Annotated in this window: 12 protein-coding genes; 4 read left to right on the top strand and 8 right to left on the bottom strand. The window is 42.6% G+C overall.

Going from position 1 to position 16,845, the window contains the following annotated elements; translation table 11 throughout:
• On the top strand, positions 1-400 hold a 400-nt coding region (locus tag VMW01_02035), incomplete at its 5' end, for a 4Fe-4S binding protein (protein HUW05016.1).
• 241 nt (positions 401-641) lie between these two features.
• Here VMW01_02035 and VMW01_02030 read toward each other — a convergent pair.
• On the bottom strand, positions 642-2,600 hold the full coding sequence (locus VMW01_02030) for a hypothetical protein (protein ID HUW05015.1): 1,959 nt from the start codon (positions 2,598-2,600) through the stop codon (positions 642-644).
• Positions 2,601-3,298: 698 nt separating this feature from the next.
• Positions 3,299-4,225 (bottom strand): hypothetical protein, encoded by a 927-nt coding sequence (locus tag VMW01_02025; protein HUW05014.1) that lies wholly within the window; start codon positions 4,223-4,225, stop codon positions 3,299-3,301.
• A 796-nt stretch (positions 4,226-5,021) separates the two neighbouring features.
• Here VMW01_02025 and VMW01_02020 point away from each other — a divergent pair.
• A complete protein-coding gene (locus VMW01_02020) occupies positions 5,022-5,717 on the top strand; it encodes a Crp/Fnr family transcriptional regulator (protein HUW05013.1) in 696 nt (231 codons plus the stop codon).
• 17 nt (positions 5,718-5,734) lie between these two features.
• Here VMW01_02020 and VMW01_02015 read toward each other — a convergent pair whose 3' ends face one another.
• Positions 5,735-6,400 (bottom strand): hypothetical protein, encoded by a 666-nt coding sequence (locus VMW01_02015; GenBank protein HUW05012.1) that lies wholly within the window; start codon positions 6,398-6,400, stop codon positions 5,735-5,737.
• Positions 6,401-6,635: 235 nt separating this feature from the next.
• Between VMW01_02015 and VMW01_02010 the strand changes: the two genes are divergently transcribed.
• Positions 6,636-7,298 (top strand): NAD(P)H-binding protein, encoded by a 663-nt coding sequence (locus VMW01_02010; protein ID HUW05011.1) that lies wholly within the window; start codon positions 6,636-6,638, stop codon positions 7,296-7,298.
• 269 nt (positions 7,299-7,567) lie between these two features.
• Complete coding sequence (locus VMW01_02005) at positions 7,568-12,001, top strand: PAS domain S-box protein (GenBank protein HUW05010.1); 4,434 nt, start codon at positions 7,568-7,570, stop codon at positions 11,999-12,001.
• A gap of 277 nt (positions 12,002-12,278) precedes the next feature.
• On the opposite strand, the gene VMW01_02000 is transcribed toward VMW01_02005, so the two are convergent.
• From VMW01_02000 to VMW01_01980, 5 genes are all read right to left on the bottom strand, one after another.
• The gene (locus VMW01_02000; GenBank protein ID HUW05009.1) at positions 12,279-13,532 is read right to left on the bottom strand and encodes a hypothetical protein; all 1,254 of its coding nucleotides are present in this window, start codon (positions 13,530-13,532) and stop codon (positions 12,279-12,281) included.
• A gap of 27 nt (positions 13,533-13,559) precedes the next feature.
• Positions 13,560-14,387, bottom strand: a complete 828-nt coding sequence (locus VMW01_01995) for a hypothetical protein (protein ID HUW05008.1) — start codon at positions 14,385-14,387, stop codon at positions 13,560-13,562.
• A 406-nt stretch (positions 14,388-14,793) separates the two neighbouring features.
• Entirely contained in the window at positions 14,794-15,396 is a 603-nt protein-coding gene (locus VMW01_01990; protein ID HUW05007.1) for a GNAT family N-acetyltransferase, read from the bottom strand.
• Between the two features lie 24 nt (positions 15,397-15,420).
• Positions 15,421-15,930, bottom strand: a complete 510-nt coding sequence (locus tag VMW01_01985) for a GNAT family N-acetyltransferase (GenBank protein ID HUW05006.1) — start codon at positions 15,928-15,930, stop codon at positions 15,421-15,423.
• Between the two features lie 147 nt (positions 15,931-16,077).
• Positions 16,078-16,680, bottom strand: coding sequence for a hypothetical protein (locus tag VMW01_01980; GenBank protein ID HUW05005.1), 603 nt, complete (start codon positions 16,678-16,680; stop codon positions 16,078-16,080).
• Positions 16,681-16,845 lie beyond the last annotated feature (165 nt).

The following is a 16,845-nucleotide window of genomic DNA, read 5'->3' as shown; positions in this document are numbered from 1 at the left end:
AATAACGCACGGCTTTGCGGTAATCCCAGCGTTTCTGAAGTTGGATTTTGGACCACACTACCAACTGGTGTGGGCCATAGACGTTATGTCGGCCCTAATCTTTGGCCTGCTGCTCGACCGAAGATGGGCCTGCAAAAATCTCTGCCTCATGGGAGCGCTCTGCTCGGCAGGTGCCAACTACTCTCGCCTAATTCCGGTGGTGGACACCAGCAAATGCACGCTGTGCGGCAAGTGCGAAAAGGATTGCCTCGTTAGGATACCCATGCTGCATTACATACAGAACAACCGTGGCCTAATAACCAACTCCGAATGCATCCTTTGCGGTAAGTGCGCTGAGGTGTGCAAGGCCGATGCTATCAAAATTAGGTTTGTGTGGAATAGGAAAAAGATTAAAAAATGAGACAATGGGACAATGTGCGAATTTGAAAATGTAAAAATTTGAAAATGGTTGCGCACTAAACACCATTTTGCGGTTGCATTCTATGACGTCTCTGACTTTTTTTAACGTTGAGTGTATGCAGCGTGCGGGAGTTCGTGGCCACTTCATTATCCCCCGACACTGCCCTTGCTAGCGGGCGCTGAACTTGCAAATTGCCCTGAAACCCGTATGATGTATACACTGTGTTAGCAGTTCGCCCTTTTTATTTTCTATTTTTAACCGCGTTATAAATTATTAAATCATCTTCTATTTTTAAAAATGTCAATATTAGCAATTTTAAGTATGTAAAATAGGCATACTTGTGCTTTTGTATTTCATTCGGTTTTGCTTGAGTTCCGTGCAAATAACTATTCCTTAAATCCAAGCCATTTGTAAAATCACTTTTGTTCAGGAAATAATTAAAATAGTCTTGTTCTGGTTTAGAAAACAAAGTGCTATCAAAGTGTATAATTTTCTCAACCTCCATCTGTTGGGCTTCTTGTCGCAATTCAAACGAATAACGATAGAAAGAAGCAACTTCATTGAGATATAAATCTTTAAGTATTATTACTCTTGCTGGATTTGTGATTTGAATAAAATCGTTGCTGTCAATATTTATAAACCCTTTGTCAATTAAATAGTTTAATCGAAGTTTTTGATGTGACTCATAACTGCTATACTTTACTTCCTCGTTTGCAAGTAAATCGAAAAAAGTATGATAATGCTTTTCTTTAAAGGGTTCAACGAAAGCAAGTAAAGTTTGGTCAGAGAAGAACAAATTTACACAATCCACCATTTCTTTATTTTCTTCGTTGAAGTATAAATACCTATTTTCGTTTAAGCTAGGAATGTCTTTTATAGCGGTTGGATTAGATGAAATTTGTAAAAGTTCAAAATCTATACTTCCGTCCTCAACAAATAGTTTGAATTGTTTTAATACTGACTCAAACTCAGGAGCTAGTAATCTTACCTTTTCGAAGTATGATGTAGCTGTAGGTATTGAGAAACTTGCATTGCTTGCAAACTCGAACTTTTCTTGGAATGATGAAGTGAAAACTTGATGCAAAACATTTTCCAATAAGATACCTAAGTCGCTAAGTACTTTATTGTAGGCTACTACTTGAAGATGCGAAGTCATCTCCATTAGATTAAATTCTGTTCCTCCTCTGTACTCATTCTGGGAATGGACGCCCATTATTCTTTCAAATACGCCCATTTTATTTTTCTTGCTTACAAGATTAATTCTATGTTGAAGGTCTATGTATTCAAATAAAAATTTAAAATTTTGAAATAACGAGTATGGGTCACAGTTTTGCTTAATAAAATCTAAGCTATAGGTATAGTTTATTATGAAATCTTCATCAATAACACCGTCTTTAACTTTGCTTGTTTTTTCAGAAAAACTAACTGAAACACCATATTTCTTTCCATTGTTTTCTGCGAAGAATTTCTCAGTTTCGGTTTTATGCAAACGCTTCGCTTTTAAGCGTGTTTTATCAGATACCTTAAAATCATTCCTGTTTCTTACGTTTTGGATGGGACCAATGTAATTATAATTCACATCATTGGAATCTAAATAGTTTGAAAGAATCGTTTCCTTATCATCAACGGATAAACTTTTAGGAAAAATTTTTTGATTTTTTTGAAAATCATCTTTGACCTCATAAACCGAAAGTAATATTTCAGCAGATTGAGAATATGTCAATAAGAAAAGTCTAATTTCTTTATCGTAATGGTCAACTAGGTTTTTGTGAGTTAAAATCTCGTGTATTATGTGAGGCTCATTTGAAAGAATGTTACTAAAAACAGGCTTGGAAATTCGTTTAAAAGCACTTTGATTATTGACCAACTCCCAAAACGAATGAACGTAATTTTGCAAAGTGCTTTCATATAAATTCACAACGTTACTGTCATTAATTGTAGCCATAAATTGTCCTATGACTTTTCCAAATTCTGTTACTTTTTGTTTGAAATTGGTTATGTCATCGCTAGTCCAACTTATCAAATATAATTCGTTATCTATGTATTTTTTTATGTTGTATAGTTCAAATATATCGTTAATATCTGTGTAATTTGATTTTATGTCAGACCGTAAAATATGCTCTCCTTTTTGGAGTTGGTGTCCGCCTTCCATATCATCTTTTGAGTAAAATACAACTTTATTCAAGTCAGATTTTTTCATATGTGCTGTGTCTATTTTTTAGGGTGACTGCTAACTCGTTTATAGGCCTGACAAAATCATCCTTATCCACCCATTTTGGGTTGTATAGGTTTGATTGCCACTATACCAAAATTAATCTTTTTCTGTAACTCATAGCAGGTTATTGCCAATTTCTTTACGCTAAGTATACTTACTAGGAGTATCCCCCTTTTGCCGGTGCAGGGTTTCCGCTTTAGGGTGAGAGGTGCCTCTGTTTTTTCAAAAAAAGCACCAACCGCCTACCAGTAATACGGATTCCTACGGTACACCCAACCCCATCCGGTTGAAGAAAACGGAGCCCTACGGTACGCCCAAACCCGTCCGGTTGAAAGAAACCGAGCCCTACGGTACGCCCAAACCCATCCGGCTGAAGGAATCGGAGCCCTACGGTACGCCCAACCCCGTCTGGTTGAAGAAAACCGAGCCCTACGGTACGCCCAACCCTGTCCGGTTGGAGGAATCGGAGCCCTACGGTACGCCCAAACCCATCCGGTTTTAAATTTAAAACACAAAAAAAATCGGTTCCAATATTCGGTAGCGTTCTGTGGCTTCTCTTACTTCTTTTAACAGCACGAATATGGGGCGTTTGGCATTTCAAACCAACAACTTATCAAATCGCTATATATTACATTAATTGTACTCATTTCCAAATTTACCACTATCCGCCAATTGATCAATATTTATTGTTGTGTTGTGTATTTATGCGCGTCTTTTTGATATTTAAAATAATATGTTAATTCAAATCCAATGCCAAGCATTATCTCTTGATAATCACCAATTTTATTATAAGCAACAAACGACTTGACTCTTTTAAATCGTTTATCAATTTGAAAATGATATTCAAATGCTTCTTTGTAAAATCCCATCTTGTAAGTCAAGGTTAAATAATCCAATTTACTAAACTCCTTTTTGTAACCTGCTATTATTCCATATCCTGAATTTTTATCAGTATTTTCAGGAGAATACAATATTTTACCCAACCCAAGTATTATATTATAATTATATATCCTTGCATAATTCTCTATGGAATATGAAACCATATCAATACTATTTTGAATACTCACTTGCCGATATTTAAAATCAACATAACCGTATAGCCAAGCATATGATCCAAGTTGAATTCGATATCCTGACAAACTAAAATTCGCATCAATTCTTTTATTAAGTTTAAAATCTGTCAAATAAGCAAATTGAGATTCAATAGCCCAAGGGCTAACTATTGGAATACTAAAGTCAAATCTTCCCCCAAAAGGTGCATTCATCACCCCACAAAGTGCATAAAGTCTAATTTTTTGATCCCATGCCTCATAAATAATGTATGGTTTTAATGAAGTGTTAATCACAGTTTGTCCATTTATAGGCACCTTTCTTGTCAAACACCCTATATAACTAAATTCCAAAAATGTTGCAGTATCACTGACAACAATTTTGTAATCACCATTTAAATCAGCCGCTACAACATTTGAAGTTCCTATTTCTTTAATCACCACCCCTGGTAATCCTTTCCAATCTTCCTCGTATAAAACACTACCTGTTATGGTAATCTGGCCAAATGTCAATTTGGCTTGAACTAATAAAATTATTAGAATTATCAGTTTACTTCTCAATATTGAAGGTTTTATATGCAACACAACTCGTTTATCTGCCTGATAACCATCATCTCAAAATTAACCTTTTTCTGTAATTCATAGCAAATTATTGCCAATTTCTTTACGCTAAGCATACTTACTAGGAGTATCCCCCTTTTGCCGGTGCAGGGTTTCCACTTTAGGTTGATAGGTGCCTCTGTTTTTTCAAAAAAAGCACCAACCGCTTACCGGTAATACGGAGCCCTACGGTACGCCCAAACACATCCGGTATTGGACTTAAGGCATAAGATTTTTCATCACAACATTCGGTTGAATTCTTTGACTTCTCTAACTTCTTTTGACTTCTTCTAACTCCTGTTTAACTTCTTCCTTATTCCCCTTTTGCGATTGCTGTGCAGGCAGCGCAGGTAGATTTTTACATCGAACTACCGTGCACCGCTCGCGCTGGTGGAATCAACCACCCACGGCTAAAGCCATGGGCTATAAAGATGCAACCCCTCCGGGGTTGCCGTTCAATAATTCTATGCACGGCAATATACGGGGGCGAAAAACATTTCGTCCCTGCGGATTGTGAAACTCGTTGGCTGGTAAATAAGGAGACACACGATCGTGTGTCTATACATTCTGTTCAATTCTTTTAATCCTTTAATCCATCAATGGCCAGTTCTCCGCTTCGCTAAAACTTCATTTAACTTCATCTACCTTCCTCTAACTTCTTCTAACTTCCGAATAACTCCCGTTTAACTTCCGAATAATTCCTCCTCATCTTCTAAAAAATTAAATCCTAACTTTGGGCGACAATTGTTACCCGATTATGAAAACCATTACCGACTCCGACAAGGAGTTTTGCTGCGACATTAAGGCACCATGCTTTGCCAAGCTTACCGCCGGAGAGGTGGAGCTGGTGAAGACCAGCCGTACCCAGGTGCTTTTTCGAAAGGGCGAAACGCTGGTTAAGCAGGGAGCCTACGCCTCCTACGTTCTCTTTATCAGCAATGGTTTGGTGAAGCACTACGTGGAGGGTGATGGCATCCACAACTTCAACATCCGCCTGCTAAAATCGGGCGATTTCTTGGGACTCTCCACCGTGTTCAACCGCTCCACCTTCAACTTTTCGGCACAGGCGCTAATGGAGACCTCCGTTTACCTTATCGAGAAGGAGGTTATTGCCAACCTAATGAAGCAAAACGGTGAGTTTGCCTTCCAAATCACCAAGCGTTACTGCGAGCAGGATGCCGAGCTCTACGACACCATCCGAGGCCTTATCTACAAGCAGATGCCCGGCAAGCTAGCCGACGCCTTACTCTATCTTAGCTCCGAAAACTTTGCCGGCGAGGAGGTTTTCCCACTCCTTTCTCGAAAGGATATTGCCGATTTTGCAGGAATATCCACCGAGAGCGCCGTGAAGCTGCTCAAAAGCTTTGCCCGCGATGGACTCATTGCCCTCGACGAAAAGGAGGTAACCATTCTCAACCGCGAAATGCTAGCAGAGGTAAGTCGTAGAGGCTAACCAACTTGGTTATTAGCTTAGTAAAAACAACCGTTCTCCCGTTTCTTCAATTTTACAGGAATCCCATCAACTACCTCGCTGTGAGGTAAAAGCAGCCTCTTTCCCCTCAACCGAAGAGTGGCGCGATTAAAGGTAACGAGCGTATCGGCTGCATTTGGTAGAGTGATGCGAAAGTAGTTGTCGGGGCTTGTGTATGGAAAGGCTATGGAACCATAACCAAAAGCATCGAAGCGAAGGGAATCGTGGTTGTCAATATCGGCCCTGGATAGCTGAACCACCCCATCCACGTTGGTCACTGCGTCAAAGGGTTGCCATCCGTTTGTTGTTTTATGGCTCACCCTAACTCCAACCACAGGAGAGTTGTCGCTGCCAAAAATGGATATGTTTATGCAGTCGAGATGCTCATAGCTATCCTCCATCACATTATGAATAGATAAATTGAAGCTGGATATCTCCACACTCTTGCCAACCAACTTCCACGATCCCGAAGTGTTGCCGGTTACACCCTCCCTCGTCCAACGAAAGGTAAATGAGGAGTCGGACTTCAGGTAAAGCGCTGAGGAGTGAGCTGTACCAACACCAGCAACGTAGCAACCGGTGGCGCTATCAAAGTTGCGCTGACCAAAAGTAACTTCTGCTGTCAGGGCTAATAAAAGAAGCAAAAAAACCAATTTCTTTTGCATACCTGTATTCATAAACGATTACGGGCTATAAAGGTATTAATTGTTTTTTGATGATTTGATTTTAAACACCTCATAAGCCCGAGGATACGGCAATGATTAGAGTCTGTGATTTTCCATAATATGGCACATTGCTGTTGTTTAAATTAACTTTCACCAAAAAGTTTTAGCAAAATGACCGTATAGCAACGGTTTGGCAGAATAATTGCATGGGAGGCACAAGACAAATAAAATCTACATGAATACCGAAATGAAAACAGCCATTGTATTTGGAGCTACCGGCTTGGTAGGTTCACACCTTCTAACATTACTGGAGCAGGATTCAAGATACTCACACATAAAGGTTTTTGGACGTTCGAAGCCACAATTCACAACCGATAAGGTTGAATTTTTCCTAGGTGATTTACGTAATCCCGAAAGGCTAGCTGTGCAGTTAACAGGCGATGACCTCTACATTTGTCTCGGGACAACCATAAAAGCGGCTGGCAGCAAGCCGGAATTCCGCCGTATTGACTTAGATTTACCTGTAAAAGTGGCAGAACTGGCAAAAAAGAATGGCGTTTCAACCATAGCGGTAATCTCTTCCTTGGGTGCCAATGCCGCATCGCGCAACTTTTACCTCCACACCAAAGGGGAGATGGAAAACCTGCTCATCGCACAAATGTTTGAGAAAACAGTAATCCTGCGTCCCTCCATGCTGCTAGGCAAGCGCGACGAATTTCGTCTTGGTGAGGAGATTGGCAAATGGTTGTTCAAGGGGCTTGCATTTCTGTTTCAAGGCAAGTTGAGGCGCTACCGTGCCATAGAGGCCGCCGATGTGGCAGCTGTTATGCTGAAAGTTGCCCGTGAAGCTAGCAACGGGGTTACCATAGTAGAGTCGGAGGCAATTGCGGAGCATTAAAACTATCCACAAGAGAGTCTTGTTAAAAAGGCTCTCCGCTTCGACGCAATTGTAAAAGTAGAAATGGCCAAAATGCTGCATTATTGATTGCGATCCTTTCGTCAATAATGAATTTAGTGACATTTCTCATCTTATCCACTGAAACATAGCGTATACGAAGTCTACAGTTTCGCACCTTTGTCAAATTAATTTTTCTGAGACATTCACAAGGCTTTCCAAATTTGCTATTTTTGAGACCCTCATCCCATCATCTCTCAAAAAATGCAGCCATGAATATCCCAAGAAATATCCCTTTTGTATTGATTAACAAGAAAAACATTGCCTTCGTTTGGATTCTTCTTTCACTACTAATTTCAGGATTGGCTTGGACATTTTTCAGCTATGAGAAGAAGATGCTCTCCGCCAAGGAGAACAGCGAGCTTAAGGAGGTGGCAACCTTAAAAATCAACCAAATTGAGGAGTGGCGTAAGGAGAAGCTCGCCGATGCCCAAATGTTTTCTAATAGCCCATTCTTTTCAAAAGCGCTGAATGAATGGGCAATAACGCCTAGCAATCTTAACCTTAAGAAGAAGATACTTAAAAGATTAATGCTCATCAACTGGAATGAGTCATACAACGACATCGTTTTCACCGATTGCAAGGGCAACACATTACTTTCCGCCTCCAGCGCGACAAAAAAGCTCGATCCGCAAACCGTGGCATTGGTTCAAAAGGCAGTGCAACAAAAAGAGATAATCTTCATCGACATATATAAATGCAGCGCGCTTAACACCTTACAGCTGGGTTACATTACACCGGTACTCAACAGCAGCAATGGCGTTACTGGCACGCTAATATTTATAGAAAACGCTAACGACCAACTATTCCCGCTTATAGAGCAACGCCCTACGTTTTCTGAAACATTTGAAACTGTTCTTGTAAAAAGAGATAAGGATAGCGTTCTATTTCTGAATCAACTACAGCATAGTGGTCGCAGCGCAATGAGCGTTAGGGTTTCTATAAGCCAAACCAATGAGGTTTCGGCAAAGGCAGTGTCGGGATATGTGGGTTTCTACGAGGGTGTAAACTATCTTGGTCGAAGCGTTATGGCCTATATGGCTCCCATAAAAGGGACATCGTGGTTTTTGGTTGCCAAAATAAACAAGGATGAACTGTATGCCCCATTATACTTGCGGGGCAAAATCACATTTACCTTAACCCTGATACTTCTGTTAATCGCTGCCTTGGGGCTTATCTGGTACTACAGCTACCTAAAACGTTACATCTACTTTGAATCGCTACAAAAGGAAAAATCGCTTGCCGGTTACTACAAGGAGTTCTTCACCGTTCTCTACAGCATTGGCGATGGTGTAATTACCACCGACGTTATTGGAAATGTTAAACGTATGAATGCCGTTGCCGAGAAGTTAACTGGATATAGCATTGACGAGGCAGCAGGCAAACCCATCGAAGAAATATTCAATATAATCAATGAATCGTCGCGCAAGCCGGTGGAAAACCCCATTCAGCAGGTAATAAAAAAGGACATTGTAGTTGGACTTGCCAATCATACCATTCTCATCGGCAAAGACGGAGCAGAAATTCCAATTGCCGATAGCGCATCCCCCATCCGCGATGAGCATGGACTAATGCAGGGTGTTGTTCTCGTATTTCGCGATAAATCGGAGGAGCATCTTTCGGAAAAAAAGGTAAGGGAAAGCGAGGCTAGGCTCCGGCGGGCAGAAGTTACCTCAATGCTTGGGAACTGGGAAATACACCTCACCAATGGTAAGGTTGACGTATCTGAAGGAGCCTGCAAAATTTATGGCACATCAGCTGAAAATTTGACCATAGAGAAAATCCAGCAATACCCACTTCCTGCGTTCCGCCCCTTGCTAGATGAAGCAATGAGAATGCTGGTGAAGGAAGGCGTGCCCTACAATGTTGAGTTTAAGATTAAAACTTCCACTGGTGAAATCAAGGAGATTCACTCCATCGCTGAGTACGATCAAAAAGAAAATGTAATATTTGGCGTGATTCAGGATATTACAGCAAGAAAAAAGCTGGAAAACAAACATTTTCAGCTGCAACAAATTATTGACAACAGCCTAAATGAGGTTTACTTCTTTAATGCAAAGACGCTAAAATTCGAGTATCTTAACAAAGGCGCGCTGCTCAATCTTGGATACTCCTACGAAGAGGCGCTGGAACTTACAGCTCTAGATATCAAGCCTGAGTTCACTCGTGAATCCTTTACCGAACAGCTGAAGCCCCTGCTGGACGGAACCCTTGAAAAGTTGGAGTATGAAACGGTTCACAGGCGTAAGAATGGTAGCCTCTATCCCGTGGAAGCACACCTGCAATACCACAAAACGGATGGAGAGGATGTATTCTTCGCCATTACCAACAATATTGCCCAGCGAAAAAGCGCAGAACAAAAGCTGCTGCAAAGCCAAGAGCGGTGGAAAAATTTGTTCGATAACAGCCCCAATGCCATAGCCATCTACAAGGCCGTGGACAATGGGAACGACTTTATTTTTACCGACTTCAATCGGGTAGCCCAGGTGATAGACTCCATTGACCGAGATAAGGTAGTTGGCAAAAGAATCAGCGAATTGTTTCCATCAGCCGAAGGCCTTGGATTTCTAGAAACTTTTAGAAGGGTGATGAAAACGGGTAAAACAGAGCACGTCGACGCAACGGTATATAAGGACAACCGCATTGAGGGTTGGCGCGAAAATACTATTTACAGACTCGACACGGGTGAAATTGTGGCCCTCTACAACGACGTTACCGCCCGGATGAAAGCAGAGCAAGAGCTGCGTGAGAGTGAGCAAAAATTCAAAAGTCTTTTCAAAGACCATTCAGCAGTTAAGCTCCTTATAGAACCGAAAAACGGAAAGATTGTCGACGCCAGCACTGCGGCAGCAGATTACTACGGTTGGCCGTTGGAAACGCTCAAACAAATGAGCATTTACGACATCAACGTATCAATCAAGGGTGAGGTTGAGGATAGGATGCATATGGTGCTCAACCAAGACCAGGATTACTTTGAACTTAAGCACCGCAAGGCAGATGGTCAAATTAGAGACGTGGAGATTTTTAGCAGCAAGGTTGGATTTCAGCAGAATCAATACCTCTACTCAATCATTCACGACGTTACCGAGGCCCGAAAGGCCATTTGGCAGCTGCGGCTCCTAAGCCGTTCGGTGGAACAGAATCCGGTGAGTATTGTGATCACAGACCAGTCAGGGAACATTGAATATGTTAACCCAAAGTTCTCAACCGTTACCGGATACTCGTTCGATGAGGTAGTGGGGAAAAATCCACGCATACTTAAATCGGGGCTTCAGCCAATAACCTTCTACCAAAACCTATGGACAACAATTCTAAGCGGAAAGGTATGGAGCGGAGAAATCTGCAATAAACGAAAGGATGGCACCACATACTGGGAAAGAGCAATAATATCGTCCGTAGAGGATGAGCAGGGAACCATATCTCACTTCGTTGCGGTTAAGGAGGATATCACCGGGAGCAAGAAAATGCAGGAGGATCTGATCTCTGCCCTCCAAAAGGCGGAAGAGAACGACCGGCTAAAGTCGGCATTTCTGGCCAACATGAGCCATGAGATACGAACACCCATGAACGGAATCCTAGGATTTACCGAGCTGCTGAAAAGCCCAACTCTTTTGCAAGCAAGGCGGCTGGAGTTTATCAAAATAGTAGAGCAAAGTGGTAAGCGACTGCTCGGCATCATCAACGATTTGATAGACATTGCCAAAATTGAATCGCGGCAGATGGAGATATTCGTTTCGGAGGTGAACGTCAGCGAAGAGGTTACAAACCTTACCGCCTTCTTTAAACCGGAGGCCGATATAAAGAAGATAGCTATTATTGTGCAGGATGATAGCCAATTGCCCGACCTGGTGATCGCCACCGACAAGCAAAAATTCCTCTCCATCGTCACCAACCTGCTCAAGAACGCCATCAAGTTCACCGAAACAGGAAGCATCCACATTAACATGTCCATTGGCCCAAAAAAGGTTGAGTTTTCAGTGGAAGATACGGGCATTGGAATACCGACAGAGATGTTGAAAAAGGTTTTTGACCGTTTTATTCAGGGCGACACGTCACTTTCTCGCTCCTATGAGGGTGCCGGGCTTGGGCTAGCAATTACTAAATCGTACGTGGAGATGCTGGGTGGAACCATTGAGGTGCAATCGGAAGAGGGCAAGGGAACTCGCTTCTCCTTCACCCTACCCCTCACCAATGCCGAACATACCGCTCCATCCACCACCGATACAGCAGCACTAAAAGCGGCAACTGTTAAGCAAAAGCTCAACATTCTAGTGGTTGAGGACGACAAAATCTCTGCCCAATATCTGCACGACATTCTCGAACCCTTTGCATCACAACTTCTGTTTGCAAGGACCGGTCGTGAGGCGGTGAAGCTCTGCCGCGAAAATTCTAACTTGAACCTTGTGCTGATGGATATTAAAATGCCCGACATGGACGGGCTAGAAGCTACTCGGATTATCAGAACCTTCAACAAGCAGGTGATGATTATTGCGCAAACGGCCTACGCCCTCACAGGTGACCGCGAGAAGACCATTAATGCTGGCTGCAACGAGTATCTTACCAAGCCGTTAAGCCGGAGTGAACTCATCCTTACCATTGAAAAACTATTCAAGAAGACCGGGGAAGAATCCACCTCCCCCAATTGATTCTGCTGCCGTTGCACCCATGCTGCAACGGTATGCTTTAATTGTGCAACTTGCTAGCAATGGTATTGCAATACCACCTTTCGCCAATTTTGTTAAAAAGGTAGCCAGTGAGGCAAGCAATGGCGTTACGATTGTGGAGTCGGAGGCGATTTAGGAAACAGATTAATATATTTCAAAAGCCAACTTGCCCAACAGCAAGTTGGGCTTTTTAATGCACCACATATGTGGGCCAATAGCAATAAACACAACCAAATGCCATATTAAAACCAAACTTTCGCTAGGACATAAAATCATACTTTTGGGGGTTCTCCCTACGCAGATTGGCTGCAATTTTCAACATTTCCCTTTCGTCCTGAATACTTAAGTGATAACTCTCCTGTATCAAACGTCTCGCCTTCTCATGCAGCTCACTGGCGGTGGGCAAAGGCGATTTGCCGGAAGGGCCTGCCCCAAACTGCCAAAACTGCTTATTGGCATAGTGTATATCGGTATATATTCTATAACAGTTTTCATTGAATTGACTGGCAATTTGCTCCAGCAGTATGGGATTGGAACAATCTACATCTCGCAATGCCTCAACTGCTCTCCTTCTTACCCCCTCATTGTAATCGTTGGTGAGTTTTTGTAGTGGTTCCACAACTTGCTGCCCACCAATTTTTCGTAGGCTTTCAATCCAAACAAATGAATCATAGGCAAACCCGAGTGAGGCAATCGACTCTGTGGCACGCTCATCGCCAATAGCAGTTAAGGCAATAATGGTGGCAGTTTGGATATTCTCACCCTTATATTTTAGCAGCGGAATAAGCAACTCAACCGCGCTGCTTGCCCGTAGTATTCCTAGAGTCCTAACGCATTCTGCCATCTCGTATTCGCAGTTATCTCTTGTAAACTCACCGTTTGCAGGTTTCTTATATGAAATAATTTCCCACAAGAGGTTTAGGTAATCCACCAAGGCATTTATGGCGCTCTCATCACCGCATTTGCCCAAGCACTCGCAGGCAAACCGACGCTTCCAGTGCAGCGGGCTATTTAGTGCTTCAATTAAAACAGGTGTTAGCCGATGCTCCTTTACAATGTCCACCAGTGCCATGGAGTCCCGCTGCTTATCTATATCATCGCCCAAATAGATTTGCCGAAAATCATCCAGCAAATAATTTCTTAGGTAATCGGCGTAGGGTTTAGCCGGCGCAAAAACGGTGGTCGATGGAAAGTATTTTACGCTTTGCCCATAATACAAAAATTTACGAGCACTATTCTGTCGAACAACCTCATCGGTGGCACTAGATGCAATGCATAGTATGGCATCCAAACCATACCTCAGTAGCTGCTCTGCGGCTTCTCTTGGTCGGTAACGATTGCCCTCCACAAAGTTCCAGAGTACAGGTAGCACCAAAGGATTATTCACTCTTTTAATCGCGTCAACAGCCTTAATCTGCGTAAAAAGATCGTCGCGATTGAGAAGTTGTGTAAGCCGTGACAACTTGTTGCCAGCAACCAACTTTTCGAAGTTGGGAGGTCCAAATAAACCCATCGCAATAAAAATTAGAACTATGAATTGCTAGAAACTACTCCAAGCGTCTCTAACTCGAGAATAGTAAAGCTCAATTGCTCGGTATACAACCCTCCAGCGGGTTCGCAGCTGATTAGAATCGGATGGCGATGGTGTTTTTGAAATTTTGGGAAAGATAAACTTCATATCATGCCACTTGGGATTGGAGGCTGCTACGCGTTGCAAATCAAATACTGCTCGGGCAAGCTGTAAATCGTGGGCATACACCACGGCTTGCTTTACCCCCAACTTTTCCATTTGCAAAACGGCAAACTTGGCCGCCTGAAGGGTGTTGACATCCTTGCCCACCGTGTGGAGATGTATCCGTATTAGCTGCCGGTTACCCAATGTTCCATGCTGCTTAGCCTCCTCAGCAGCCACGTACACTCCTTCCTGCATAATCAGGTAAGTAGCGTTGGTTTGGGCAAGGGCAGAATCGAGCAGAGTTTGGTTTGCCACACTGGGAGTCATGTTTCCTTCACCATCGGTGCCATATCCAAATCCAAAAATGATGGCCGTATTTGCCTGCCTCGCCCTTGTTCTCCAATCGGCAGATGGCTTGCCGTGCAGGTAGCCGCCAAAGAACCAAGGGACTAAAAAAAAGGTTATAAAAAGAAGCGCAATGCCACTTATGAAGCCATACAAAATTCGCTCCCACGTTTGTGCCGACATCCGCCAGACATAGTTGGGCCAAACGCTATTGGCACCCTTTTTCCAGACAAAGATTCTAACCACAATTACCCCGGCAATAATCATCCAAACCAAAATGGTTAGGATATAGAGAGCCACCACCATAAACCATACGGCATGTGGTAAAAACACGGATAACTTGCTCATGGCATCACTTTTTAGGGACAATTTATTGACTAAAAACCATCACTAATTTCCGGCATATTTGGGATAAATGCAAAAATGAAGGTTTTGTTTTGAAATCCTCGAATAACGATCTAAACCCTTTGAAGTAAATGTATGAAAGATGGGGGAGGTAACAAAACCAAAAAGGTGGGATTAGACCAATCAATGCCGTGGAAATTGAATAGCGGTTAGCAACACTCCACCAATCCGCCACGCATTGGCACGGCTTAGGCACATTTCGGGCCTTCAGCCCTTCAGGGGTGCCAATTACGATAGCACAGGGTTTCACTTCGTTTCACCCTGTGCTTTTACATCACGTTCTTTCAGAACGTAATTCTACAAAATTAGGACAACGCCAAAAAAGGTAAAAGCACATGGCTCTGCTTCACTACTTATCAGTATAGTATCTCACCATCGGTCGGTTATTGGAGGTTTGGTCGACAACCTCAAAGCCCGCACGCTCAAACGACTTATATAGACCTATCCAGGCAAACGAATCGGGCAAGCGCTCCTTGGTGGGAATGGTTGGGTAGGCCTCAATAATGCGGATGCCCTGCTCCTTTGCATACTGAATAACCCCCTTCAATATGGCCACCGAAACACCCTGCCGGCGGAACCGTTTGTCCACAAAGAAGCAGGGTATTGACCAAACGGGATTGCTGTCGATGCGCTTATGAACCCGTGATTTTTCCAGCTTCATGAAGTGCTCTCTGGGAGCAAACGCGCACCAGGCAATGGGTTCGCCCTCATAAAAGGCGAGCATTCCGGTTGGTCTATCCTCCATTACAAGCATTTGCATGGCGGCCTTGTTTCCACCCTCAACCTTACCCTCCGCAAAATCGGCTTTTTTGAGACGGTAGTACATGCACCAGCAGCTGCCGCAAGCGCCCCGCTCCCCAAAGAGCTGAACAAACTTCGACCAATTGTCGCGCCTCAAGGGCTCAAAGGTTATTGCGCTCAAAAAATCCTCGTCGTAGATGGATGTTGCCATTTGATGGTATCTTTTGTATAACGGTTACCTAGCTAGTTCTTTTTTCCAGTGAATTAGCGAATCTGTCTCCCCTGTTCTTACAAAGCCGTTTTTCACCAGCACGGCCATGGATGCCGGATTATCTTTATTGGTGGAGGCCACCACCGCCCTCACCTCGGGCTGCTCCGCGGCACAGCCAACCATGCCTCCAACCGCCTCGGCCATATAGCCTTTGCCTCGAAAGGCAGGGTATGTGCCATAGCCAATCTCTACCTCTCCCATATCGTTGGGTTCGCCCATAAAGCAGAGGTCGCCAACCATCTGGTTCTTCTCCTTTAGAATCACACTCCAAAGCGTGGAGTAAAGGTAGTTTCGGCTGGTATCGGCTACGCGAGGGAGTATGGCCTTCTCCAGCGCCTCGGCCAGTTCAGCAGAAATTACTCGTGGAGAAATATTCAGGCATAGCTCCTGCTCCAGCGAGCCATCGTTTTGCCCATACTTAACCAGCTGTTCGTAGGTGAGCGGTATTATAAGAAGTCGTTCGGTTTCTAACATACCATGTTGCTTATGCGTTGCGTGCTATGCCACTTTTACTGGCATGAAGATACCAAGACAAATTGAAAAGCATATAGAGGTGGTTGTTTTATAGGACGGGGCAATTTGCACCTAACCCAAAGAAAACTAGTGCAGCGGGATTGCATTCTATTTAGATTTTCCAATTAATGGTTTAAGTATCTTCGTCAATTCAAGTTCCAAAGGATTAATATAATCACCAATATTTACATCAAAAACGATAATATTCACCTCAAGTTTCAATCCAATTTGCTTTGCCCAATATTTTAATTGTAACCCACCCGTTTGAGAATTAGCATAACCAAAATGAGTTGAAAGTCTTGCTCCAACATCCTTTTTCACTTTTCCAACATACAAAATATTTGTATCTAAATCCGGCTTCCCCTTTAAACCAGATTTGTTTCTTTCACCATTATTTGAGCAAAATTCTTTATATGTAGTATGGATTTGATCTGCCAAACCCTCCTTAAATTCAAAGAAATACAAACAAGGCTTTTTATTAATTGAATTATGTAATAAATCAAACGCCCTAAAAAAAGAGATCTTTAGACTTTCGGGTAAATCATGTTTGAGCCTCTTCTCATTCGTTGATTTTAATTCAATATCCACTAAGTCGGCACAATCTAAAGTAAGTTTATAGCAAAAAAAATTATCATCGATGACTTTTTTATAAATCTCAACACCTTTATTTACGGATTCAATTACTGTTGCTTCAATTGTTTGGTTATCCATTTCTTTTTCTATTAACGGTATAGTCAAACTTAAAAGTGTATTTCCTTAGTACATGACAAAAAAAACAAATGCCTGATTACCAGTAAAATAAACACGTAAATATTTGGTAAATACTCTGAATATCAGTATCTTACAAGAAATTACCACATCTCGATGTAAGAGCCA

Source organism: Williamwhitmania sp., assembly GCA_035529935.1.
GTDB lineage: Bacteria > Bacteroidota > Bacteroidia > Bacteroidales > Williamwhitmaniaceae > Williamwhitmania.
Note: the sequence above shows the minus strand (reverse complement) of the source record. Positions and strands in the feature narration are given on the sequence as shown.